Consider the following 24,609-nt stretch of genomic DNA (forward strand, 5'->3'; position numbering starts at 1 on the left):
TCACCGGCTGATCGCGGCCTGGCTGGCGGCGAAGAACTGCTCGGCGGCCGCGGCGGGGGTGGCGCGGCCGTACTGAGCCTCCTCCGCGGCCTTGATCAGCTCGGAGCGCACCGTGCTGTGGCCCTTCGGCGGGACCGTCGGCGCCGGGCCGAAGTTCTTGGCCAGCTCACCGACGACCTCGATGGTCTGCTTCATCGACGGGTTCTCGGTGGACGCGGCGACCTGCGAACGGATGTCCAGGTTGGACGGCAGACCCCGGTCGGTCCCGAGGATCTTGCCGACCTCCGGGTCGTTGGCCAGGAAGTTGAGCACGTCCACCGCGGTGTCCTTGTGCTCGGTGCCGCGGTAGACCGAGAAGTACATCGAGGAGCGCGGCCACTGCTTGGTCGCGTCACCCGGGTACGCGATCACGCCGAGCTGGTCCTTGGTGTTCTTCTGCAGCTCGGGCATCTGGTTCGCCCACACCCAGGAGGTGAGCGCCTTACCGGTCACCACCAGCTGCTTGGTGACGTCGGTCTGGTTGCCCTCGTGGATCACGTCGGCGGTCGGCGTGGCCTTGCCGTCGCGGGCACCCTTCCACAGCTCGAACCACTTCTGCACGTCTTCCTTGGTGAAGCCGAGCTGGTTGCCGTTGTACAGCTCCTTGCCCTGCTGGCGCAGCCAGACCCAGAACGCTTTGTAGTCCGCGCTCGGATCCTGGGTACCGGCCACCTTGGTCTTCACCGCCGCGTCCTTCGCCCAGGCGATGTGCTCCTCCCAGCTCTGCCCGGTGGTGGGCAGCGGGACCTTCGCGGCCTCCAGCTTGGTCTTGTTGTAGACCAGGCCCTGGGTGTTCTCGCCGAACGAGAGGCCGGCGAGCTTGCCGTCGACGGTGCCGTACTCGATCAGGCCCTTGGGGAACTTGGTGGTGTCGAGCTTGCCGGACTGCTGGTACGAGGCGAGGTCGAGCGTGACGTTGCGGGTCGCGTACTCCGCCAGGTAGTTGTCGTCGATCTGGAAGATGTCCGGCGCGTCGTCGCCGGCGGTGAGCGTCGCCAGCTTGTCGAAGTAGCCCTGGTTGGCCTGCCAGGTCTTCTTGAACGTGACGTTGGGGTGCTTCGCGGTGTAGAGGTCGAGCGCCTTCTCGGTCAGCTCGGCGCGGGCCTCGCCTCCCCACCAGAAGAAGCTCAGTTCGACCTTGCCGTCGGCGGCGGGCTCGTCGTCGCCACCGCAGGCGCCGAGGGCCAGGGGAAGGGCCAGCATGCCGGCGACGAGGCCACTCAACAAGCGGCGTCGGGTGGGGCGGTGGTGGGAATCGGCGAAGGACATGGGTGCGGTCATGCTTGTCGTCACTCCTTGACGGTTGCGGCTACCTCAGCGGTGGTCGCGGCGGCCGGGGTGAGAGGCCCGGGGCCGGTGGAGTTGCGAATGATCAAGTCGGTCCGGAGGGTGACCTGTCCGGTGGCGCCGTCGTCGCCCTGCTGGAGCAACATGTCGACGGCGGCGCGTCCGGCGGCTGCGGTCGGGTTCGCCACGGTGGTGAGCTTCGGGCGGATCAGGCCGCTGTAGGCGATGTCGTCGATGCCGACGACGCTGATCTGCCCGGGCACCGCGATGTCGCGATCCTGCAGTGCCTGGAGCAGACCGATCGCCATCAGGTCGTTGTAGGCCAGCACCGCGGTGGCGCCGGTGGCGAGAACCGCCTCGGCGGCCGCGGCGCCGGCCTCCTCGACCGGCTGGTGCGGACCGAGGACGGTCAGCTCCGCACCGGCCGCGCGGGCGGTGGCCCCGGCGGCCCGGCGGATCTCCCGGTTGGTCCACGAGCCACGTGGCCCGGCCAGGTAGACCAGGTTGTCGTGGCCCAGGTCGAGCAGGTGCCGGACAGCCTGCCGTGCGCCGTGCCCGACATCCATGACCACCGCCGGAAGGCCGGTGATCATGCGGTTGATGACGACCAGCGGCACCTCACGGCGCAGCTGCTCTATCTGGTCGTCGCTCATCCGGGGACTGCACAGCAGGATCCCGTCGACCTGCTTGGCCAGGGCCTGGACCAGTTCGGCCTCGACGATCGGGTCCTCGTCGGTGTCGGCGACGAAGACGTGGTAGTCGCGCCGCCGGGCGTGGGTCTCGGCCGCCTTGATCAGAGGCGGGAAGAACGGGTTCGCGATATCGGCCACGATCAGGCCGATGTTGTGGGTACGTCCGGTGATCAGTGCCCGGGCCGCCCGGTTCGGGCGGTAACCGAGCTGCTCCGCGGTGGCCAGCACCCGGGAGCGGGTCTCGGGGTTGACCAGATGCGGTGCGGAAAAGGTGCGCGACACCGTGGAGATGTGCACGCCGGACGCCCGTGCGACGTCCCGGATCGTCACGGCCACGATGCCTCCTTGGAACGGTGATGTGACCCGGATCTCTCCGGTGGAAGCCATTAATGCAAACGGTTGCTGGCGTGTCAACGCCCTTCGATGTCGATCTTGTGGCGTGAGCGTAAACCAATCCACATAAAACTAGACATATATGGGCCGTCCATTGACTTGGGTCTCCCTCTGATCCCTAATCTGTTGCAAACGTTTGCCGAATGGAGGCGACGGAATGTCGTTGTCACCCCGCCGCCGGTATGCCCTCGTGGGCGCCGGCGCACGGGCCGGTCTCTTTCTCCGGGCACTCACCACCGACCACGCCGACGTGGCCGAACTGGTTGCCCTGGCCGATACGAACCCGGCCAGACCGGCTGTCCACAATGCCCGGCTCGAGGCGCTCGGTGCCGCGCCCGTCCCGGTCTACGACGCCGCGGACTTCACCGAGATGCTCAAGCGGGAGCAGGTGGACGTCGCCCTGGTCACGACCGTGGACCGGTATCACGACCACTACGTCGCGGCCGCGCTGGACGCGGGCTGCGACGCCATCACCGAAAAGCCGATGACCGTGGACGTGGCCGGCTGCCGGCGCATCCTGGACGCCCAGCGGCGTACCGGGCGCGACGTGCGGGTCACCTTCAACTACCGCTACAACCCGCTGCACGAGGCGGTGAAGCGGATCCTGGCCAGTGGTGAGATCGGCGAGCTCGGGTCGGTGCACTTCGAGTGGCTGCTCGACGTCCGGCACGGCGCCGACTACTTCCGCCGGTGGCACCGCGACAAGGCCAACTCCGGCGGCCTGCTGGTGCACAAGGCGAGTCACCACTTCGACCTGGTGAACTGGTGGCTCGACGACGAGCCGGAGCGGGTGTACGCGGCCGGCCGGCTCTTCTTCTACGGCGATCAGGGACGGCGGCACGGGTACGCCCGCGACTACGCGAGGGCGCACGGCGCCGCCACCGCCGAGGGCGACCCGTTCGCGTTGCGCCTCGCCGACGAGCCCGGCCTGCGCGAGCTCTACCTGGACGCGGAGAGCCACGACGGCTACCACCGGGACCAGAACGTCTTCGCCGGCGGGGTGTCCATCGAGGACGACATGGCGGTGCTGGTCCGCTACGCCGGTGGCCCGTCGATGAGCTACCACCTCACCGCGTACGCGCCGTGGGAGGGCTATCGGGTGATGTTCAACGGCAGCCGGGGCCGCCTCGAGCTGGAGGTGGTGGAGAGCGACCACGTCGCGCCCGCCGCGGCCGCCGGGGTCAAGGGCGAGCCGGGCGCGGAGTCCACCGCCGAGCGGGGATTCAAGCGCCTGCTGGTCCGGCCGTACTGGGCGCCGCCCCGGGAGGTGCGGGTGGAGGGGCTCAGCCGTGGCGGCCACGGCGGCGCCGACGTGCGGATGCTCGCCGATCTCATCCGTCCCGGCGATAACGTCGACCCACTGGGGCGTACGGCGGGAGCGGTCGACGGAGCCCGTGCCCTGCTGACCGGTCTGGCCGGCAACGAGTCCCTGGTCACCGGCGAGGCCGTACGCGTCAAAGACCTTCTTGATCTTTCCCCGAACCGCTAGGAGACCTTGGTGCCCGAAGAAGATCATCTCTTCCCCGCCGAGAACACCCAGCGCCAGATCGCCCGTGAGCTCTACCGGCACGCCCGCGACCTGCCGCTGATCAGCCCGCACGGCCACGTCGCACCGGCGCTGCTCGCCGACGACGAGCCGTTTCCCGACCCGGCCCGGCTCTTCGTGGTGCCCGACCACTACGTGACCCGGATGCTCGCCAGCCAGGGCATCCCGCCGGCCCGGCTCGGCGTGCCGAGCATCGACGGGACCGAGGTGGAGTCCGACGGCCGGACGATCTGGCGGCTGCTCGCCGCCAACTGGCACCTGTTCCGCGGCACGCCGTCGCGGCTGTGGACCGAGAAGGTCTTCGCCGAGGTGTTCGGCATCGACCAGCCGCTGAACGCGAAGACCGCCGACGAGATCTACGACGAGCTCGCCGACCGTCTGGCCGAGCCGGACTTCCGGCCACGCGCCCTGTTCACCCGGTTCAACATCGAGGTCCTGGCCACCACCGAGAGCCCGATCGACGACCTCTCCGCGCACGCCAAGCTCGCCGCCGACGGCTGGGGCGGCCCGGGCGGCCGGGTGATCACCACGTTCCGCCCGGACAACCTGGTCGACATGGACTGGGCCGGCTGGCGCGAGCGGGTCGCCACCCTGGGCGAACTGACCGGGCAGGACGTCGGCACGTTCCCCGGCTTCCTGTCCGCGCTGCGGGCCCGGCGCGAGGCGTTCATCGAGGCCGGTGCGACCAGTTCGGATCACGGCCACCCGACCGCGGCCACCGTGGTGCTGGACGACGCCGACGCGGCCGTGCTCTACCGCAAGGCACTCGGCGGCGGCACCGACGAGTGCGACGCCGAGGTGTTCCGGGCGCACATGCTCGTCGAGTTCGCCCGGATGTCGCTCGACGACGGCCTGGTCATGCAGCTGCACCCGGGCTCGGTGCGCAACCACAACCAGGCCCTGCACGCCAGGCACGGCCGCGACGTGGGCGGTGACATCCCCTCAGCCACCGAATACGTCCGCGCCCTGCGACCGCTGCTCGACCGGTACGGCGACGACCCGCGGCTGCGCGTCGTGCTCTACACCCTGGACGAGACCACGTTCACCCGGGAGCTCGCACCGCTGGCCGGCGGCTACGCCTCGCTCTACCTGGGCGCGCCGTGGTGGTTCCTGGACAGTCCGGAGGGGCTGCGCCGGTTCCGGGAGACGGTCACCGAGACGGCCGGTTTCTACAACACGTCCGGCTTCGTCGACGACACCCGGGCGTTCTGCTCCATCCCGGCCCGGCACGACGTGGCCCGCCGCGTCGACGCCGGTTTCCTGGCCCGGTTGGTCGCCGAGGGCCGGCTGCCGCTCGACGAGGCCGCCGAGACCATCGCCGACCTCGCGTACCACCTGCCGAAGAAGGTGTTCCGGTTGGACGGAGAGCAGCGGTGAGCGTCCGGATCACCGGGGTCGAGGTGCACGACGTGCGCTTCCCGACCGCGGCCGCCGGCGACGGATCGGATGCGATCAACCGGGGTGACTACTCGGCCACCTACGTCGAGCTGACCACCGACGCCGGGGTGACCGGCAGCGGGCTCACCTTCACCAACGGCCGCGGCAACGAGATCACCTGCGCCGCGGTCCGGGCCCTGGCACACCATGTCGCCGGCCGCACGGTCGAGGAGATCGAGGCCGATCAGGCCGGCTTCTCCCGGTCGATCACCGCCGACGTGCAGCTGCGCTGGCTGGGCCCGGAGAAGGGCGTCATCCACATGGCGGCCGGCGCGCTGATCAACGCGGTCTGGGACCTGCGGGCCCGGCTCGCCGGCAAGCCGATGTGGCGCTATCTGGCCGAGCTCCCGGCCGGCGAGATCGTCGCTTCGATCGACTTCCGGCACATCACCGACGCGCTCACCCCGGGCGAGGCCCGGGATCTGCTGGAGAAGAACGCGATCGGGTACGACGACCGCCTCGCCGAGCTGGAGCGGAACGGCTTCCCGGCGTACACGACCAGCGTCGGCTGGCTCGGCTACCCGGACGCCAAGGTGCGGGAGCTGACCCGGCGGGCGGTCGCCGACGGCTGGACCGCGGTCAAGATGAAGGTCGGCGGGCCGATCGAGGACGACGTACGGCGCGCCCGGATCATCCGCGACGAACTGCCCCCCGGTGCGCTGCTGATGATGGACGCGAACCAGGTGTGGGACGTCGACGAGGCGATCGAGGCGATGCGGCGGCTGGCGCCGTTCGACCCGTACTGGATCGAGGAGCCGACCCACGCCGACGACGTGCTGGGGCACGCCCGCGTCGCCCGCGCGGTGAACCCGGTCCGGGTCGCCACCGGCGAGGTCGCCGCCAACCGGGTGATCTTCAAGCAGATGCTCCAGGCCGGCGCTCTCCAGGTCTGCCAGGTGGACGCGTGCCGGGTCGGCGGCGTCAACGAGGTGCTCGCCATCCTGCTGCTCGCCGCCAAGTTCGGCGTGCCGGTCTGCCCGCACGCCGGCGGGGTCGGCCTCTGCGAGTACGTCCAGCACCTGGCGATCTTCGATTACCTGCGGGCCGGCCGGTCGCTGGACGGCCGCATGATCGAGTACGTCGACCACCTGCACGAGCACTTCACCGATCCGGTGACGGTCGTCGACGGCCGCTACCGGCTGCCGGTGAAACCCGGCTACAGCGTCGAGATGAAGCCCGGCTCGATCGCCGGATTCCGGTTCCCGGACGGGCCGGCATGGCGGTGACTCATCGGGTGGCTCTGATCGGTGCCGGCGGCCACGGGCTCTGGCACCGGCGCACGCTCCAGCGGCTCTCCGACCAGGGACGGATCGAGGTGGTGGGGCTCTGCGACCGGCAGCCGGTCGAGCCGCATCCGGACGCGCCGCTGACCGGCGTCGCGTTCTACACCGATCACACCGAACTGCTCCGGACGGCCCGGCCCGAGGTCGTCATCATCTGTACGCCGCCGCACACCCATCTGCGGATCGCCCTCGACGTCCTCGGTTCCGGTGCGGACCTGCTGCTGGAGAAGCCGCCGGTCATGTCGTCGGCGGAGCACGACAGCCTGGCGGAGGCCGTCGCCGCGACCGGCCGGCTCGTACAGGTCGGCTTCCAGGCCCTCGGGTCGGCGGCGCTCGCCGAGCTCCGCGCGGCCGCACCGGCCGGGCCGATCGGCGTGTCCGGGGCATGGTGGCGGCCGGACAGCTACTACCTGCGGGCACCGTGGGCCGGGCGGCGGGCCGTCGCCGGCCGGCCGGTCCTCGACGGCGCACTGGTCAACCCGTTCGCGCACGCGTTGATGCAGTCGCTGGTCATCGCGGACGGTTTCCAGCCGGCGCTGATGGAGCTGGAGCGTTACCGGTCACGCGCGATCGAGACCGACGACACCACGTTCCTGCGGCTGACCGGCGAGGACGGGCAGCGGATCACCGCCGCCGTCACCCTCGCGTCGGAGGTCTTCATCCGCGGGGAGATCCAGGTGGGCGAGGCCGTCCTCGAGTACCCGACCGACCGGCTGCGACTGCCGGGGGAGGCCGAGGCCCGTGAGGTGCCGGGCCGGGTGGGACTGCTGGAGAACCTGCTCGACCATCGGCGCGACTCCGGCGTACCCCTGATCGCTCCGCTGGAACGGACCCGGACCTTCACCGCGGTGGCCGAGGCCATCGTGGCCGCGCCGCCCCCGGCGGCGATCCCGCAGAACCTGCTGCGGCCACACCCGGACGGCGACGGCTACGTCGTGGCCGGCATCGATGAGCTCGTCCAGCGGGTGGCCTCCACCGGCCGCCTGCCGTCCGAGATCGGCACCGCCTGGGCGGAACAGCCGCACCGGGTGCCTCTGAGAAAGAAAGGAGTAACCCATGCGCAAGCTCAGCATCGCTGAACTCGAACCACATCATCGCGGCCCGCAGTTCACCAGCCCGCTGCCCGGCCACGTCGTTGAGAAGGGCGGCTTCCGGATCTACCCGGAACCGAACTTCCGCACCCACGACGAACCGGGACGGCACGTGCACACCGTGCCGGAGCTCTTCGTGATCGTGCAGGGGAGCGGGGCCATCGAGATCGAGGGCGCCGAGGTGGACAAGTTCACCGCCGGCGAGGCCGTGCTCTTCGAACCCGGTGAGGACCACCACCTGATCAGCCGGGGAACCGACCCGCTGGTCTTCGTCTGGCTGCACCTCGCACCGGAACCGGCTGAGTAGGCCGTTATGCGAACCGCTCTCGCCGCGACCGCCGGCCTCGTCCTCGCCGCCGGCATCGCCATCATTCCCGCCACCGCCTCCGCGGCGGTTCCCGCCGCGGCCCGTCAGGTGCTCCCCGCGAACGACGGGTGGGCGGCGGCCACCACCGGAACCACCGGCGGCGCCGCGGCCGACGACGCGCACGTCTTCGTCGTCCGCAACCGGGCCGAACTGGCCGCCGCGCTCGCCGGCGGCACCGATCCCACCCCGCGGATCGTCCTGGTCGCGGGCACCATCCGGGCCAACACCGACGACCAGAACCAGCCGCTGACGTGTGCTGATTACGCCGACCCGGCCTACAGCCTGGATCAGTACCTGGCGACCTACGAACCGGCCGTGTGGGGTCGTGCCGCCCGGCCCAGCGGTCCGCTCGAGGAGGCCCGGGTCCGGTCGGCGCGCAACCAGGCGGCCCGGATCAACCTGCGGGTGGGCGCGAACACCACGATCTTCGGCCTGCCGAACGCCCGGTTGGTCGGAGCGAACCTGCTGATCCAGAACGTGGACAACGTGATCGTGCGGAACCTGCGCCTGGAGGACGCCGCCGACTGCTTCCCGGCCTGGGACCCGACCGACGGCTCGGCCGGCAACTGGAACTCGGCGTACGACCTGGTCACGGTGACCGGGTCGACGCACGTGTGGGCCGACCACAACACCTTCAGCGACGGCAACAACGTCGACGCGAGCCAGCCGCTGTACTTCGGGCGGCCGTACCAGGTGCACGACGGGGCGCTCGACGTCATCCGCGCCTCCGACCTGGTCACCATCTCGTACAACGTGTTCCAGGAGCACGACAAGACGATGCTGATCGGCTCGTCGAACACGGTCGGCGCGGATGTCGGCAAGCTGCGGGTCACCGTGCACCACAACAAGTTCGCGAACGTCGGGCAGCGGGTGCCGCGGGTCCGGTTCGGCCAGGTGGACGTCTACAACAACTACTACTACCTGACCGATGAGGACGCGTACTCGTACTCGTGGGGCGTCGGGGTCTACTCGGCGATCTACGCGGAGAACAACTTCCTGCTGCGCAGCGCGGACCTCGCCCTGGACGACTTCGTCTACGACTGGGGCGGCACCGCGATGACCGAGATCGGCACGCTGACCCGGGTCGGCACCGGGCCGGTCGAGCCGGTCAGCCTGCTCGGTGAGTACAACGCCACGCACGACCCGGACCTGGGCACCGACGCCGGCTGGACGCCGGTGCTGCGGCCCGGATCGGTCACCCCGGCCGCGCAGGTGCCGGCGGTCGTGAACGCTCAGGCCGGCGCCGGAAAGGTGTAGCCGAAAGCGGCCCACTCCGGCAGCCGGGGTGGGCCGCCGCAATTTTGTGAGAATTGCTCGCCGAACGTCGTCGATCTCTGTATATCGAACCGTTGTAAACGTGCTTCTGCTGCTCCGACGTGGCTTTCCGGCCCCTTGTGAATCGAGGGGTCGTGCCGGGTTGAATGCGCTGTGTACGGTGCGGAACGGCCTGCCGGAAACTCTGAATGATAGGTGCCGGATCTGTGACCGTGAGTCCCCTGCGCCCCGGTGATCCCCAGCGAATCGGCACTTATCGTCTCCTCGGCCGCCTCGGTGAGGGTGGGATGGGCTCGGTCTTTCTCGGACAGAGCGAGATCGGCCGCCGCGTCGCGGTGAAGGTCGTCCGGCCCGAGCTGTCGTCCGACCCGGAGTTCCGGGCCCGCTTCCGCGGCGAGGTGGAGCGGGCCCGGCAGGTGCCGCCGTTCTGCACCGCCGAGGTCCTCGACGCGGACGCGGACGCCGACCACCCGTACCTGGTGGTCGAGCTGGTCGACGGGCCGAGCCTGGCCGAGGTCGTCGGGGAACGCGGCCCGCTGACCGGCGGCAGCCTGCACAACGTGGCGATCGGCGTGGCCACGGCACTGGTCGCGATCCACGACGCCGGCGTCGTGCACCGCGACCTCAAGCCGGCCAACGTGCTCTTCGACCTCGCCGCCCCGAAGGTCATCGACTTCGGGATCGCCAAGGGGGTCGGCAGCGTCGACCAGCACACCGAACCCGGCCAGGTGGTGGGCACGATCGCCTACATGGGACCGGAGCGGTTCGACGTGGCGACCTCGCGGAGCGTGGGGCCGGCCACCGACATCTTCGCCTGGGGCGCGATCGTCATGTACGCCGCCACCGGCCGGACCCCGTACAGCTGGGACGACATGATCGGCGCCGCGGCCGGCCTGCGGCTGCCCGAGCCGGACCTGGCCGGACTGCCGCATCCGCTGCGCGAGCTGGTCCGGATCGCCCTGCGAGCCGACCCGGCGGCCCGGCCCACCGCGCACGAACTCCTGGACCGCCTCCTGCGTGCCGGCGCCGCGGGCAATCCGCAGGTGCGGGCAGGACTGGCCGGCCGGCCCGAACTCCGCCGGGCGGCCGCCGCGGTACGTCACACGGTCCGGATGGTCATCCCGCAGCGAGCCGGCGGCCCGTCTCCGGAATGCCGGGCTCCGGGGCGCCGGGCTCCCGGCCGCCGGGCCCGGAATCGCCCGGCCGGCACCGGTGTGCTGGCAGCCTTGGTCGCGCTCGGCACCAGCATCAGCCTCTTCGCCGCGCTGCCGGCGGGGGATCGCCCGACCGGGCCGCGGCCCGCGCCACCGGTCAGCAGCCTGTCCCTGGGCGACCGCGGCGAACGGGCCTCCGGACCCGCCAGCCGGGACGAGCAGCGCCCGACGTGCGCCCTCGCCGGTCCGCTGGAGCTACGGCCCGAACTGCCCGCGGTGGCCGCCTGCCCGCCGGCCACCGTCGAGGGCGGCTGGTCGGTCGGCGCACGGTTCGCTCTGGCCGCCCGGGAGGCGTGCGCGCTGATCCGGGTGCGGTCGGATGCGGGTGCCTACCGGGTCACCGTCTGCGACGACCGCGCCCTGCTGGAGGCCGAGACCGGCCGGCTGGTGCGGATGCTCGCCTTCCAGTCGCTGCGGGCGCCCGCGGACCCGGCCGCGTGGCGTGACCTGACGGTGCGGGCCGACGGGAGGGACCTCGAGGTGACCCTCGACGGGCGGCGGGTGCTCACCGCGCCGGTCGCGATCGCACCGGTTCGCGGAGCGGTGGTGCTCGGCATGACGGCCGGCGCCGGGACGGTTGCCGGGCAGACCGTGGTGACCTTCGCCGAGGTCGCGGTCGAGCCGGTCTGAACCGGCCACAATGGTTTGCTGACCTGCGGACATGCGCAGGCGAGCGCACGGATAGCGCTGATCGCTAACGGACAGGTTTCTTAAGAGGACAGCCCCTCGAGTCTTAAGTTTGGCTTTATTTCGATCCGCTGTGGGAGCGTTCCCGTACGGACCGGGTGAGAACGCGGTTCGAAAGGAAGGCACGCAGATGAAGCGCTACCGGAGCTACCGGAACAACGGGGGAACGAACATGCGGCGCTGGCGGGTGGCCGGCGTGGCGGGCGTCGCGGTGGCCCTGGTGGGTGTGGGACTCGGCGTCGCGGCCGCGGCCGACGAGGCGGTGCCCACGGTGAACTGCCCGACCGTCGCCGACAAGCTGCCGGCCGTCCCGGCCTCCGCGCAGGCCGAGGTCACCAGCAACCTGGCCCAGCTGAACAAGCAGATCCAGGAGGCGAACGCCCGGATCGCGAGCTCGGTCGGCCAGGGCGGGCCGAACTTCATCAACAACGCGATCCTCGGGCCGCTGAAGGACAAGCGGTTCGCGGCGATCAACCGGATGGAGACGGCGATCGGGCGGGCCGCGGCCAAGCCGGATCTGAACGCCGAAGGTCTCGCGCCCTGCTCGCTGAACGAGAACGGCGGCGGCGAGGCGGCACCGGAGCCGACCGTGGCACCCACCAACGGCGGCGGCAACGCCGGCGGCGGGAACAATGGCGGTGGTAACGACGGCGGGGACGCGCTGCCGACCGTGAACTGCCCGACCGTGGCGGACAAGCTGCCGGCCGTACCGGCGTCCGCGCAGGCCGAGATCCAGCGCAACCTGGCCCTGCTGAACACGCAGATCCAGGAGGCGAACACCCGGATCCGCAACACCGTGGGCCAGGGCGGGCCGAACTTCATCAACAACGCGATCCTGGGGCCGCTGAAGGACAAGCGGTTCGCGGCGATCAACCGGATGGAGACGGCGATCGGGCGGGCCGCGGCCAAGCCGGATCTGAACGCCGAAGGTCTCGCGCCCTGCTCGCTGAACGAGAACGGCGGCGGCGAGGCGGCACCCGAGCCGACCGCGGTCGCCACCGCGAACCCGGACGACGTCGCGGCGAACCTGCCGACCGTCAACTGCCCGCAGGTGAACATCACCGTGGCGATCCCTGCCTCCGCGCAGGCCGAGATCGACCGCAACCTGGCTCTGCTCCAGACCCAGATCCAGGAGGCGAACAACCGGATCCGCAACACGGTCGGCCAGGGCGGCCCGAACTTCATCCAGAACGCGATCCTCGGCCCGCTGGAGGGCAAGCGGTTCGCCGCGATCAACCGGATGGAGACGGCGATCGGCCGGGCCGCGGCCAAGCCGAACCTCAACGCCGAAGGCCTCGCGCCCTGCTCGCTCAACCAGTGAGAGCGCGCGCTGCCCGGCGCCGGGTCCCCCCGAACCCGCCGGCGCCGGGCAGCGTGTGAACCGTACGAATCTCGAAATCGGCCCGGCCGTCCCACGGCCGGGCCGATTCGTGTGCGCCGCCACCCGGTGGGCTATCGGATAGTGCTATCCGATAGCCTCCGGGCTCGCTTTGTGGCACGCGCGCCTCCACGGCGACGTAACAGAGGCGTGGTAGAAAACCCGCCAGCACGAGTCGCCGTCGAGAGGGAGCCGCTGTGCCGTTCGCCCGCACCGTGACAGGTGCCGTCAGGTCCGGCGCCAGCGTGGTGGTCTATCTGCCGGTGAGTCTGCGCTCCCGGCTCCGCGCCCACGCCGCCGCGACCGGGCGGTCGCACACCCAGCTCGTCTTCGACGCGCTCAATGCCACCCACGACCGGTTCGCCGACCTGGTCACGGCGCACGGCCCGGCGGCGGCGGTCGCCGACGGGATCTTCGTGGCGCAGCGTACGGGTCGCCGGCAGCACTCCGAGGATCAGGTGCAGGTGTCGATCCGGCCGAATCCCGCGAACCTCGCCGTCATCGACGACCTCGCCGCCCGGCACACCACCGGCAACCGCTCCGCGTTGATCGCGACCGCGCTCGACGAGTTCCTCCCCGCCGTGTCGAAAGGCGTACCCGCGTGAAGCAGCTCAATGAACTGATCGCGGACTTCTGGCAGGACTACGCCGCCCTGCTGCTGCTCGGCGCCGGCCTGGTCGGCGTGTTCTCGCTCCTCGGGCTGGGCATCTGGGCCAGACGGTCGAAGAAGCCGCTGCGCCCGATCGCCCTGGCCGTCAGCATGAACCTGGCCTTGCTGCTCAACGCCGAGGGCATGTGGGTGATCGCGATCGACCAGCTGAAACTGCCGAAGATCTTCGCGGTCCTGGTCTTCGCGGTCTTCGAGATCTGCTTCCTGACCGCGACGTCGCTGGCCGCCGAGCAGTACCGGCGTACCACGGTCTACGGCCCGGACGGCAAGATCGTCACTCCTGGTCACCCCGGGTCGATGCTCTACATCGCCGCCCTGATCGCGGCGCTCTCCGGCATCATCGTGGCCAGCAACGCCGTCACCGGCACCGAGAAGCTGCTGCGGCTCGCCGTACCGTGCGTGATCTTCTTGATGTGGTGGGCGGCGCTCACCGCCGCCGGGCAGCGGGTGCGGCGCGGCCGCTTCGCCTACAGCCCGCGCCGGCTCGCCGAGCGCTGGGGATGGCTCATCCCGGACGACGACCCCGATCTGGTACGGATGGCCGCCGACCGCCAGGTGCGCCGGATGATCGTCAACCACCACCGGGTCAGCAGCGGTCGCTGGCCCAGGGCCTGGTGGCGGTCCCGGTTGCTGAAGGACGCTCGCACCGCCGGCGAGCCGGTGGTTCATGACGTGGTCGAGCAGCTTGCCCGCATCCAGCGCGTCATGGACCTGCTGATCCCGGGCGGCGCGCCGGGCGCCGGCCAGGCGCCTGCGCTGCTTGCGGCCGCCGATCCGCTCGTCCCGCCCGCTGCGGCCCTCTCCGCCCCGGCGGTGCCGGCCTTCTCCCCGGTCGCGTCGGCCCCGGTCGCGGCTGAGCCCGCTTCGGTCTCCGCCGTGCCCGCCTCGGTTCCGGTCGCGTCGGTTCCGGTCGCGGCCGTGCCCGCTTCGGTCTCCGCCGTGCCCGCGTCGGTCCCGGCCACGTCCGCGTCGGTTCCGGCCGGGCCCGCGTCGGTTCCGGCAGCGTCCGCCTCGGTCCCCGTCACGTCCGCGTCGGTTCCGGCCGGGCCCGCGTCGGTTCCGGCAGCGTCCGCCTCGGTCCCCGTCACGTCCGCGTCGGTTCCGGCCGGGCCCGCGTCGGTTCCGGCAGCGTCCGCCTCGGTCCCCGCCGCGCCGGCCTCGGTTCCAGCCGCGTCCGCTGCGGCGGGCCCGGCGTCGGCCGGCCTGAGCGCGCCGGACCGGAGCGCCCCCGCGGTGCAGCCCGTCCAGTTCGTGCAGCCGGTGGAGACCGATCCCGTGCCGCTGGACGCGGTGCCCGAGGTGCCCACACCGCGCCGGTCACCCGAGGAGGAGGTCCAGCCCACGGCGGTGGTGCCGGTCTCGCCGGCCCCGGCGATCCCGGCCTGGGCCTCCACGCCCACCGGTTCCCGCCCGGCGGTCAGCATCCCCGGGTCGCCCTGGTGGCGGCTGGCCGTGCAGAACCTGAGCCGCCACCTGGCCACCGAGACGAGCCCCGAGGAACTGCTGGAGATGAGCTATCTCCAGGTCACCGAGCTCGCCCGGACCCTGGCGCCGCGGGTGCCCGAGCTCGGTGACGGTGTCGTCCGCGCCTTCGTCATCGACTACGTGCGGGAGCTCAGCGGCGAGCACGGTGAGGCGGCGTACCCGTGGCGTGATCTTCTCCCGCAGCCGGCCGTCGCTCCGAAGGGCTCGCCCGCGTGGCTGGCCGGCCTGGAGGCGCTGCGCGGCGCCCTGGAGGAGGAGCTCGGGCAGGGCGAGTTCCCGCGTGATCCGCGCGAGCTCGCGGAGCTGCTCGCCCCCAGCGCGCCCCGCCTCGACGACCTGACGATCCGCGGGTTCGTCACCGACTACTTGCAGGCGCTCGGTGGCCAGTCCGGACCGGGAGCGGCCGAGGAGTGGCAGCACCTGCTGCCCCGCCCGCAGGGTGGCCGGGGCGCCAGCGACGAGGAGATCCTCGAGGTCTACGGCCGGCAGCTGGACGAGATCCTGCGTGCCACCGGCCGGCTGAGCCGGTACCGCGTGCAGTCCCTCACCGGCGTGAAGAGCCGGGTCCAGGCCGACCGGATCAAGGCCACCGTGGAGGAGCGGGTCGCCGCGCCGGCGTGACGTCAGGACCGGTACGCGTGCCCGTAGTGGTGCGGGTGCCGCCGCGCCACTCCTCATCGGTTGCCAGCACGCGGTAGATCCTGCCCGGTCAGGCCCCGGCGATCCAGACGTCGCGGTTGCTGATCACGGTCAGGTCGTCGCGCCCGGCCAGGCCGCCGTGCAGCAGGCCGTCCAGAGTGGCCTGGTCCCCGGCCGAGAGCCGGTCGGCGAGCGAGTGCCGGAAGCGGCGCAGCGTGGCCTCCGCGTAGCGCACGGCCTCGTGCGGCAGGGGCGCCACCCGCTCGACGGTGAGGACGTGCTGGTCGTGGACGGTGAAACCGGCGGCCTTGAGACGGGCCGTCCAATCCGAGCCGATGTGCGGCAGGTGCTCGGCACGGGCCTCGGCGTGCGCGGCGTGCAGGCGGTCCTCCAGGCCGTCGCCGAAGCCCGCGGGCAGGAAGTTCGGCATGCGCTCCATCTCCACCAGCACCAGCAGGCCGCCCGGGCGCAGGGCGGCCCGGACGTCACGCAGCACCCGGTCCGGGTCGGTCATGTGGTGCATCGAGGACGACGCCCACACCAGGTCGGCGGGACCCAGGCCGGGCCAGCCGGCGTCGAGGTCGGCCCGCACCGGCCGGATCCGCCCGGCCAGGCCGTGCCGGCCGGCGGCGGCGGCGAGGTGCCGCTGCAGATCCTCCGAGGTGTCGACCGCGGTCACCGTCGCCTCCGGGAAACGCCGCAGCAGGGCGAACGACCCCGTGCCGGTCCCGCTGCCGACGTCGATGATGTCCCGCACCACAGTCGTGGCCAGCTCGGCGATGCGGGCGGTGAGTGCGTCGATCTCCGCACTGGCGACCTCGGCGTCCAGGTCGAGCATCTCCGTCATGTCGTGGTCGCCGTCGTGTCCGTGGCCGTGCCCGGGGTGGTGGTGAGGTGCGTGTTCGGATGCCATGCGTCCGACTGTACGAGCATCTTGCGGCAAGCGCATACAATCTTGCGTATGACGCAAGACGCTGAGATGGACGCTCTCGTCCGGGCCCGGATCCGCGGGCTGCGGCTGGCGAAGGGCTGGTCGCTCGACGACCTGGCGGCCCGCTGCTACCTGAGCCCGTCCACGCTGAGCCGGATCGAGACCGGCCACCGCCGCATCGGGCTGGACCAGCTGACCGCGATCGCTCGCGCCCTCGGCGCCAGCCTCGACTCCCTGGTCGAGACCGCCGGCGAGGAGGTGGTGATCAAGCCGCACCATCAGCCGGAGCGGGGGATCACCACCTGGGTGCTCGACCACGAGCCCGGCGGCAAGGGCATGACGGTCGCACGGATGCGGATCACCCGGCCGGCGTCCCGGGACCCCGAGGCGATGGGTGTGCACCCCGGCCGCGACTGGTTCACCGTCCTGTCCGGCCGGATCGAGCTGCTGCTCGGCGAGCGGACCATCATCGTCGAGGCCGGCCAGGCAGCCGCCTTCTCCACGATGACCCCGCACGCCTTCGGCGCCCTGGGCGGCCCGGCCGAGGTGATCACCATCCTCGACCACGACGGCGAGCGGACCCACCTCACCGCGTGACTGGTGGCGCGCAGCTCTCCCGCCAGACGATGGTGGCCTCGGCAGGCTCGGCCCGCGGCCCGGGATCGTCGCCCAGCGCGAGCGCCATGGCGCGCTCGCCCATCTCCACGAGCGGAAGCCGGACGGTGGTCAGCGAGGGTGTGACGTCGCGGGCGATCGGCATGTCGTCGAAGCCGGTGACCGAGATGTCGTCGGGGACGCGCACGCCGCGCTCGCGCAGGGCGGCGAGGGCGCCGACGGCCATCGAGTCGTTCAGGGCGACCAGGGCGGTGATGCCCGGCTCGGCTTCGATCAACGAGGCGGCGGCCGCGGCGCCGCCGTCGCGGGTGAAGTCGGTGTAGAGGACGCGCGACGCCGGTAGCTCGACGCCGAGTTCGCCGGCGGCCCGGCAGAAGCCGGTGAGGCGGTCGGTGGTGGTGGTCAGCCCGCGCGGGCCGGCGATCACCGCGACCCGGCGGTGGCCGAGGCCGAGCAGGCGCAGGCCGAGGGCGTACGCGCCGTCCTCGTTCGCGGGCAGCACCGCACTGCCCACCAGGCGGTGCCGGCCGATCACCGCGACCCGGCCGCCGGCCTGCTGGTACGCCCCCAGCTCGGCGTTGAGCCGCTCGGTGAACGCGTCGTCGTGGTAGCCGGAGCCGGCCAGGATCAGCGCGTGCACCTGCTGGGCCCGCAGCAGCGCGACGTACGCCAGCTCGCGCTCCGGCTCCCGGTAGCTGTTGCAGATCACCAGGAGCCGGTCGTGCGCGCCCGCCTGGCGTTGCAGCCCGCGGGTGATCTCGGCGAAGTACGGGTCGGAGACGTCGTGCACGATCACCCCGACCGCCGACTTGCGGGGCCGGGCGACGTGCTGGGCGTGTGCGTTCGGCACGTAGTGCAGCTGCGCGACAGCGGCCAGGACCCGCTCGCGCAGGTCGTCGTTGACCCGTTTGGAACTGTCGTTGATCACGCGGGAGACGGTTGCCGGGGAGACCCCGGCGAGCCGGGCCACATCTGCGAGGGTGACCGCCATCGGCACAGTCTAGTGAAGATCGGCTCCGAGCAGGGTGACGGTGTCGACGACCCGGTTGGCGAAGCCCCACTCGTTGTCGTACCAGGCCACGGCCTTGACCAACCGGCCCTGCGCGGTGGTCAGCAGCGAGTCGAAGATCGACGATGCCGGGTTGCCGGTGATGTCGGTGGAGACCAGTGGATCGGTGGAGAACTCCAGGATGCCGCGCAGCGGTCCGGCCGCGGCGGCCTCGAACGCGCTGTTCACCTCCTCGGCCGTGACCTCGCGCTCGACCAGCGCGTTCAGCTCCACCAGGGAGCCGACCGGGACCGGGACGCGTACCGAGTAGCCGCGCAGCCGGCCGTCCAGGCGGGGCAGCACGGCGCCGATCGCGGTGGCCGCGCCGGTGGTGGTGGGCGCGATGTTGAGCGCGGCGGCGCGAGCGCGCCGCAGGTCCCGGTGCGGGCCGTCCTGAAGGTTCTGCTCCTGGGTGTACGCGTGAATCGTCGTCATCGATCCCGCCTCGATCCCGGCCAGGTCGTCGAGGACCGAGGCCACCGGCGCCAGCCCGTTCGTGGTGCAGGACGCGTTGGAGACCACGTCGTGCCGGGCCGGGTCGTAGTCGCCGTGGTTCAGCCCGTACGCGATGGTGATGTCCGCACCCTTCGACGGCGCGCTGACCAGCACCTTGCGGGCACCGGCGGCGAGGTGTGCCCGGGCGTCCGCGGCGGCGGTGAACCGGCCGGTGGCCTCCAGCGCCACGTCCACGCCGATGTCCTTCCAGCGCAGCTTCGCCGGGTCCCGCTCGGCCGACACCTCGATCCGGTGGCCGTCCACGAGCAGGTGGCCGTCGTGCGCCTCGACCCGCCGCCCGAACCGGCCCAGCGTGCTGTCGTAGCGCAGCAGGTGTGCCAGAGTCCGCGGGTCGGCCAGGTCGTTCACGGCGACGATCTCGACGTCGGCGCCGCGGTCCAGGGCCGCCCGGAAGACGTTGCGCCCGATGCGGCCGAATCCGTTGATTGCTACCCGTGTCGTCATGAATCTCACTTTGCTGTGCCGGCCGCCGGCCCGGCAGGTGGTGCGGCGCCAGTCCGCGCAAGGTTTCCGCCACCGAAGGTCCGGCGGTACTCGCTGGGCGAGGTGCCGAGGATCCGCTGGAAGTGCATCCGCAGGTTGGCGCCGGTGCCGACACCGACCCGGGTGGCCACCTGGTCCACCCCGAGAGTGGTGCTCTCCAGCAGTTCCCGGGCCAGGTCGACGCGGGCGCGCAGGATCCACTGCATCGGCGTGTACCCGGTGTCCTCGACGAACCGCCGCCCGAACGTACGGGCCGAGACGCGGGCGTGCCGGGCCAGCATCTCCACGGTGAGCGGCTCCTCCAGGTGCCGCATGGCCCACTCCCGGGTGGCCGCGAACACCTCGCCGAGCGGCTCCGGGATCGTCCGGGGCACGTACTGCGACTGCCCGCCGCTGCGGTACGGGGCCGCGACCATCACCCGCGCCACCGCGTTCGACGCCTGCACCCCGTGGTCGGTGCGGACCAGGTGCAGGCAGATGTCGATGCCGGCGGCCACCCCGGCCGAGGTCAGCACCTGTCCCTCGTCGACGAACAGCACACCACCGTCGACCCGCACCTTCGGGTACTCCCGGGCCAGCACCGGTGCCAGCAGCCAGTGCGTGGTGGCCCGCAGCCCGTCCAGCAGGCCCGCCGCGGCCAGGGCGAACGCCCCGCCGCAGATGGAGACCATGCGCGCGCCCCGGAACGCGGCGTCCCGCAGAGCGTCGAGGATCCGCGGGTCCAGCGGGCCCGCCGGGTTCTGGAAGCCCGGGACGATGACGGTGTCCGCCTCGGCCAGTGCCTCGATGCCGGCCTCGACCACGAAACCCAGTCCGTCGCGCCCGGCCACCGGGCCCGCCTCCAGCGAGCAGGGCCGCAACTCGTAGCCCAGGCCGTGGCGGGGTGCGAAGACCTGTGCCGGGATGCCGACGTCGAGGGGAGCGGCGCCGGGCAGCACCAGTACCGCGATCTTGTGTCCGTCCACGACATCGACTCTGCCCGGTCTCCGGCGGGCACGGAACTGGCGGCCGGGACGTTGTCCGCAAGGATTCGGCCAAGTGTCGGCGGGGACAGGGGCGACCGGCCGGAACCGGGCGGACTACTCTTCTCGCGGGTGCGTGTGGCCACGCGGAAAGGACGGCCGGCGATGAGGGAGGACCGGAGCCGCTCGACAGGGCGGCCGACGCTGGAGGAGGTCGCGGCCCGGGCCGGGGTCGGCCGCGGGACGGTGTCCCGCGTCGTCAACGGGTCGGCGCAGGTCAGCCCCAAGGCGCGGCAGGCGGTTCAGGACGCGATCGACGCCCTGGGCTACGTGCCGAACCGTGCCGCGCGGGCGCTCGTCACGCAGCGAACCGATTCGATCGCCCTGGTCGTCTTCGAGTCGGGGGAGCGGTTCTTCGCCGAGCCGTTCTTCGGCCGCATCGTCCAGTCGGTCTCGTCCGTGCTGGTGGCGCGGAACCTGCAGATGGTTCTGATGATCGCCCAGGCCCCGGAGGAGCGGCGCCAGCTGGAGGGCTACCTGACCCGCCAGCACGTCGACGGTGCCCTGCTGCTCTCGCTGCACGGTGACGATCCGCTGCCCGCCCAGCTGGAGGAGCGTGGCGTCCCGACCGTGCGGGTGGGCCGCCCGGTGCACCCGGAGCCGGTCAGCTACGTCGACGCGGACAACCGCGGCGGCGCCCGGGCCGCCGTCTCCTACCTGCGCGACCAGGGCCGCCGGTGCATCGCGACGATCACCGGCCCGCTGGACATGGCCGCGGGTATCGCGCGGTACGACGGATACCGCGACGTGGTCGGCGAGGGCCCGGCCGCCCGCGGTGACTTCGGCGAGCTGAGCGGCGCCACCGCGATGGAGTGGCTGCTCACCCAGCACCCGCAGATCGACGCGGTGTTCGCCGCCTCGGACATGATGGCGGCCGGCGCGCTGCGCGTGCTGCGCCGCGCGGGCCGGCGGGTGCCGCAGGACGTGGCCGTCATCGGCTTCGACGACTCCGGCATCGCCCGGCACACCGATCCGCCGCTGACCAGCGTCTACCAGCCGATCGAGCAGATGGGCCAGGAGATGGTGCGGCTGCTGCTCGCCAAGCTCGACGGAGACGAGCCGGTCGAGCACGAGACCGTCCTGCCGACCCGGCTGATCCTGCGCGGCTCGGCCTGATCGTCCGGCCGTCTGAGCGTCAGGCCCCGCTGACGTCCCGCAGGTCTTCCAGGCGGGACTGGAGCACCGACGCCTGGGCCTCGGTCAGCGCACCCTCGCCGAGCCGCTGCCGTACCTTGCTGCTGAGCTGATCCACCTGGTCGCTCACGTCCACGTCGCTGACGTCGATCTGGCGCAGCAGGTTCATCAGGTCCAGGGCGACGTCCGGGCGGATCTCGCCGCGTTCCTCGCCGCGCTCCACGGCCGCGCGGACCCGGCCGAGCGCGGCGTCCACTGTGAGTGTGGCGGTGGGCGTGGCCTCGGTGGTGATCGCCGGCGGCGGCTGCGGCGCCGCGGTGGTCGCCGACGGCGCGGCCGACGGGGTCCCGACCGGCGGCTGGGCGGTCTCCTCGTCACCGCCGTCCGGCCCGCCGACCGTGTTGATCAGGAGAACGAAGGCGGCGACGACCAGGGCCAGGCCGGCGACCGCGCCGAGGCGGCCCGCTGTCCGGTTGCGCCGGCCCGTCGCCGGGATGACCCGGGCCAGGCCGGTCGGGGGTGGCTCGGGCAGCGGGATGGTGCTGCGGGCCGGCGTGGACGGGATCAGGCGGGCCAGCGCCTTGCGGGCGTCGGCGGCCGAGGGCCGGCGGTACGGGTCGTCGTCGAGGCACCGGTAGATCAGGTCGCGCAGCCCGGCCGGCAGCCCGTCGGGAAGCCGGGACGGGCCGGTCGCCTGTGCCGCGGCCAGCTCCTCCCAGGTGTCCACACAGTACGGCGGCTCACCGGCGACCATCTCGAACAGCAGCACGCCCAGTCCGTACAGGTCGGTGGCGGGTTCGGCGGGCTTGCCGTCGAGCCGTTCCGGTGCCGCGTACGCCGGGGTGCCGAACGTGGCGCCGGTGTCGTCGTCGTCGGGCTCGCCGGCGGCCGCGCTGATCCCGAAGTCGAGCAGCTTGACGCCGTCCGGGCAGAGCATGACGTTGCCCGGCTTGATGTCGCGGTGCACGACCCCGGCCGCGTGCGCGGCGGCGAGTGCGGCGGCGACGGCGGTGCCGATCGAGACCGCCTCGCCCCACGGCATCGGCCCCTCGACCAGGCGGGCCGCCACGGTCTCGCCGCTGAGCAGCTCCATCACCACGAACGGCGCGACCGAGCCGTCCGGGCGGACCGCCTCGCGGTAGTCGTGCACCGCGGCGATGCCGGGATGCGACAGGCGGGCCGCGAGGCGGGCCTCCCGCCAGGCCAGATGCGCGGCCCGGGTGTCGCCGGCGGGCAGCTTGACCGCCACCGGGCGGTCCAGCAACTCGTCCACGGCTCGCCAGACCTGCGCCATGCCGCCGGTTTCGAGCAGCGTGACGAGGCGGTACCGCGAAGCCAGAAGGACGCCCGAAGCCGGCCAAACATCGTGCATGCGAGGACATTCACGCAAGTCAGCCGGGCATGTCAACTCCTGCGCGCGCGGCGGGCGTCGCATCTCACCGTGAGGGCAGGCGGAACCCGCCGGTGAGCGGCACTATTCGTGAAAAGTCGGCAACCCATTCGCAACCCGGGACACAACCGTCTCGAACCCGCGAATCACCAAGATGGGAACTCCCCCGAGGTTTGAGGAGTTCCGAATGCGCATGCGCCGTACCGCCGTCGCGGTCGCCATGATCGTGGCCGTCACCGTCCCCGCAGTCAGCACCGGCGTGGCCGCGTCCGCCAAGCCGGGCTCGTCGGCCTCCGCCGTGAAGAAGGCACCGGCCAAGAAGGCTCCCGCCAAGAAGGCACCGGCCAAGACCCCGGCCAAGACCCCGGCCAAGAAGCCGTCCCCGTCGCCGACGAAGAGCTCGGGCAAGAAGGTCAAGGTCGCGTTCGCCGCCAACGGTACGGTCACCGCCGTCGACGCGGCCAAGGGCACGATCAAGGTCGCCGTGACCGCCGGCACCAAGGACGTGAAGGGCAAGACGGTGACGATCACCGTGCCGTCGAGTGTCCGGATCCTGCTGAACGGCAAGAGCGTCAAGGTGGGCGGGCTGAGCGCCGGCAACCGGGTCACGGTGACCGGCACCCGGATCGACAGCGCCTACACCGCCGCCAAGGTCCAGGCCACCGGCAAGACCGCCAAGCCCTCGCCCAGCCCGTCGGTGACGCCGACCAGTTCCCCGTCGGCCGCGCCCACCCAGTCGCCCTCGCCGTCCCCGTCCTCGTCGGCGCCGGCCGCCGAGCCGACGGTCGAGCCGACCACCGACCCCACCGCGGAGCCCGACCCCACCGCGGAGCCCGACCCCGCCGCGGAGCCGGCGCCCATCGAGGAGCCCGGGGCGTAAGTCCTCCAGGCCGACCGGCCCGCCCACCGCCATGACGAGCGGGCGGGCCGGTCGCCGTGCTCAGTCCACGGTCGGCGGCAGCGTGCGTGCGGCCTCACGCAGTTCGGCGGCCGCCTCGGTGTACGGATTGAAGGTGTACGCCCGCGCCGGAGTCCCCGGCACCGTGAAGTACGCGGTGGCGAGCCGGGCCGGGTCCGTGGCGATCTCGCCGCGGGCCACCGTGTCGTTGCCGTCGTCCCAGCCCCACGGCGCGTTCGCCGAGTTCACCCCGCACGACCAGGTGCCGGTGCCGCAGCCGCCGCTGGCGTCCCCGGCGAAGGTGCCGAGGGCGGCGAACAGGTTGCTGTTCTCGCGCTGCGCCCACAGGCCGCCGGCGGCGAAGACGTCGACCAGCCGGTACCGCACGTCCCGGTCGTTCGCCCCGGACGGCGACTCGGCCACCGTCGACGGGTAGTAGACGATGCCGTCGCCGTTGATCGTGTACTGCGGGTACGCCTTCAGCCCGTGCCCCTTCGCCTCCTGCGCGGTGACCGGGTGCTGGAACGAGTCGTGCGGCGACGGCTGGAGCCGCAGCGTGCCGTCCACCGTCTCGGAGCCGCCGGTCCAGGTGCTGCCGGCCGGCGTGTACGAGTAGAAGTCGCTGTGCGCCACCGTCACCGCCGCCCGCAGCGCCCCGTGGTCCGACCCGTCCCGCTCGACCACGAGCAGTACGCCCTCGCCGTCGTTCTCGTGCTCGGTCTCGAAGAACGGGTGGTCCACCCAGTCCCGCGGGTGGAAGAAGAAGTACGTCAGGTACCAGTGGGTCGCGGTCTCGGCCACCGAGTAGTAGGCGTGCGCGGCGGTCTCGCGTCCGGCGTTGTCCCAGTTGTCCCGGCCGTTCAGATTGCCGTCGAAGTCGTAGCTGGTGATCATGTCCGCCTTGCCGGCGAGCGCGTGCGTGCCGGTGGCGTCCACGTCCTGGTAGTGGATCGGTGCCCAGCGCAGCGCCAGCTCCGCCCGGCTCACCGCCGCCTCCGCCGGTGCCGCCGCGACCGTCGCGATCAGCACTCCGGCCGCCGCGGCCGTCGTCCAGCGTCCGGTACCCGAGACCCTCTGGAACATCGATGC

At 72.1% G+C, this 24,609-nt stretch carries 21 protein-coding genes; 13 read left to right on the plus strand and 8 right to left on the minus strand.

The genetic code is table 11. The features are described 5' to 3' along the window. Both I4J89_RS15755 and I4J89_RS15760 read right to left on the minus strand, forming a co-directional pair. Window positions 1-1,320 carry an ABC transporter substrate-binding protein gene (locus tag I4J89_RS15755; protein ID WP_230858976.1) on the minus strand — a complete coding sequence of 440 codons (1,320 nt, stop codon included), beginning with the start codon at window positions 1,318-1,320 and terminating at the stop codon, window positions 1-3. 8 nt (window positions 1,321-1,328) lie between these two features. Continuing rightward, window positions 1,329-2,354 (minus strand): LacI family DNA-binding transcriptional regulator, encoded by a 1,026-nt coding sequence (locus I4J89_RS15760; protein ID WP_196414696.1) that lies wholly within the window; start codon window positions 2,352-2,354, stop codon window positions 1,329-1,331. 214 nt (window positions 2,355-2,568) lie between these two features. Here I4J89_RS15760 and I4J89_RS15765 point away from each other — a divergent pair, with 214 nt between their 5' ends. The 10 genes from I4J89_RS15765 to I4J89_RS15810 all read left to right on the plus strand — a co-directional run bounded on the left by I4J89_RS15765 (window position 2,569) and on the right by I4J89_RS15810 (window position 15,465). After that, window positions 2,569-3,900, plus strand: a complete 1,332-nt coding sequence (locus I4J89_RS15765) for a Gfo/Idh/MocA family protein (RefSeq protein WP_196414697.1) — start codon at window positions 2,569-2,571, stop codon at window positions 3,898-3,900. Window positions 3,901-3,909: 9 nt separating this feature from the next. Next, entirely contained in the window at window positions 3,910-5,334 is a 1,425-nt protein-coding gene (uxaC, locus tag I4J89_RS15770; protein ID WP_373688133.1) for a glucuronate isomerase, read from the plus strand. Then, the gene (locus I4J89_RS15775) at window positions 5,331-6,620 is read left to right on the plus strand and encodes an enolase C-terminal domain-like protein (protein ID WP_196414699.1); all 1,290 of its coding nucleotides are present in this window, start codon (window positions 5,331-5,333) and stop codon (window positions 6,618-6,620) included. The genes uxaC and I4J89_RS15775 overlap by 4 nt, the downstream gene beginning before the upstream one ends. Before the next feature lie 8 nt (window positions 6,621-6,628). Next, window positions 6,629-7,756, plus strand: a complete 1,128-nt coding sequence (locus I4J89_RS15780; protein WP_309238337.1) for a Gfo/Idh/MocA family protein — start codon at window positions 6,629-6,631, stop codon at window positions 7,754-7,756. Next, window positions 7,734-8,075, plus strand: a complete 342-nt coding sequence (locus I4J89_RS15785) for a cupin domain-containing protein (protein ID WP_196414700.1) — start codon at window positions 7,734-7,736, stop codon at window positions 8,073-8,075. Before I4J89_RS15780 ends, I4J89_RS15785 begins: the two co-directional genes overlap by 23 nt. Before the next feature lie 6 nt (window positions 8,076-8,081). Then, window positions 8,082-9,392, plus strand: coding sequence for a pectate lyase family protein (locus tag I4J89_RS15790; RefSeq protein ID WP_196414701.1), 1,311 nt, complete (start codon window positions 8,082-8,084; stop codon window positions 9,390-9,392). Window positions 9,393-9,616: 224 nt separating this feature from the next. Beyond that, window positions 9,617-11,254 (plus strand): serine/threonine-protein kinase, encoded by a 1,638-nt coding sequence (locus tag I4J89_RS49545; protein WP_309238338.1) that lies wholly within the window; start codon window positions 9,617-9,619, stop codon window positions 11,252-11,254. 187 nt (window positions 11,255-11,441) lie between these two features. Continuing rightward, entirely contained in the window at window positions 11,442-12,632 is a 1,191-nt protein-coding gene (locus I4J89_RS15800; protein ID WP_196414702.1) for a hypothetical protein, read from the plus strand. Window positions 12,633-12,886: 254 nt separating this feature from the next. Continuing rightward, window positions 12,887-13,294 (plus strand): hypothetical protein, encoded by a 408-nt coding sequence (locus I4J89_RS15805; protein WP_196414703.1) that lies wholly within the window; start codon window positions 12,887-12,889, stop codon window positions 13,292-13,294. Then, complete coding sequence (locus tag I4J89_RS15810) at window positions 13,291-15,465, plus strand: MFS transporter (RefSeq protein ID WP_196414704.1); 2,175 nt, start codon at window positions 13,291-13,293, stop codon at window positions 15,463-15,465. Before I4J89_RS15805 ends, I4J89_RS15810 begins: the two co-directional genes overlap by 4 nt. A gap of 88 nt (window positions 15,466-15,553) precedes the next feature. On the opposite strand, the gene I4J89_RS15815 is transcribed toward I4J89_RS15810, so the two are convergent. After that, window positions 15,554-16,396, minus strand: coding sequence for a class I SAM-dependent methyltransferase (locus tag I4J89_RS15815; protein WP_196414705.1), 843 nt, complete (start codon window positions 16,394-16,396; stop codon window positions 15,554-15,556). A 48-nt stretch (window positions 16,397-16,444) separates the two neighbouring features. Between I4J89_RS15815 and I4J89_RS15820 the strand changes: the two genes are divergently transcribed. Continuing rightward, the gene (locus tag I4J89_RS15820; RefSeq protein WP_196414706.1) at window positions 16,445-17,011 is read left to right on the plus strand and encodes a helix-turn-helix domain-containing protein; all 567 of its coding nucleotides are present in this window, start codon (window positions 16,445-16,447) and stop codon (window positions 17,009-17,011) included. Here I4J89_RS15820 and I4J89_RS15825 read toward each other — a convergent pair. From I4J89_RS15825 to I4J89_RS15835, 3 genes are read right to left on the minus strand one after another with little or no spacing between them, the layout of a single operon-like run. Then, a complete protein-coding gene (locus I4J89_RS15825; protein ID WP_196414707.1) occupies window positions 17,001-18,020 on the minus strand; it encodes a LacI family DNA-binding transcriptional regulator in 1,020 nt (339 codons plus the stop codon). The genes I4J89_RS15820 and I4J89_RS15825 overlap by 11 nt on opposite strands. 9 nt (window positions 18,021-18,029) lie before the next feature. Continuing rightward, entirely contained in the window at window positions 18,030-19,037 is a 1,008-nt protein-coding gene (gap, locus tag I4J89_RS15830) for a type I glyceraldehyde-3-phosphate dehydrogenase (RefSeq protein ID WP_196414708.1), read from the minus strand. Between the two features lie 5 nt (window positions 19,038-19,042). After that, window positions 19,043-20,041, minus strand: coding sequence for a GlxA family transcriptional regulator (locus I4J89_RS15835; protein WP_196414709.1), 999 nt, complete (start codon window positions 20,039-20,041; stop codon window positions 19,043-19,045). Between the two features lie 162 nt (window positions 20,042-20,203). Here I4J89_RS15835 and I4J89_RS15840 point away from each other — a divergent pair, with 162 nt between their 5' ends. Then, window positions 20,204-21,214: a LacI family DNA-binding transcriptional regulator gene (locus I4J89_RS15840; protein ID WP_196414710.1), complete on the plus strand. Its 1,011-nt coding sequence runs from the start codon at window positions 20,204-20,206 to the stop codon at window positions 21,212-21,214. A 19-nt stretch (window positions 21,215-21,233) separates the two neighbouring features. On the opposite strand, the gene I4J89_RS15845 is transcribed toward I4J89_RS15840, so the two are convergent. Further along, window positions 21,234-22,604, minus strand: a complete 1,371-nt coding sequence (locus I4J89_RS15845) for a serine/threonine-protein kinase (RefSeq protein ID WP_196414711.1) — start codon at window positions 22,602-22,604, stop codon at window positions 21,234-21,236. 205 nt (window positions 22,605-22,809) lie between these two features. On the opposite strand from I4J89_RS15845, the gene I4J89_RS15850 reads away from it, so the two are divergent. Then, complete coding sequence (locus I4J89_RS15850) at window positions 22,810-23,502, plus strand: hypothetical protein (RefSeq protein ID WP_196414712.1); 693 nt, start codon at window positions 22,810-22,812, stop codon at window positions 23,500-23,502. 60 nt (window positions 23,503-23,562) lie between these two features. On the opposite strand, the gene I4J89_RS15855 is transcribed toward I4J89_RS15850, so the two are convergent. Then, on the minus strand, window positions 23,563-24,603 hold the full coding sequence (locus I4J89_RS15855; RefSeq protein WP_196414713.1) for a hypothetical protein: 1,041 nt from the start codon (window positions 24,601-24,603) through the stop codon (window positions 23,563-23,565). Between the last annotated feature and the right edge of the window lie 6 nt (window positions 24,604-24,609).

Source organism: Actinoplanes aureus, assembly GCF_015704865.1.
Taxonomy (GTDB): Bacteria; Actinomycetota; Actinomycetes; order Mycobacteriales; family Micromonosporaceae; genus Actinoplanes; species Actinoplanes aureus.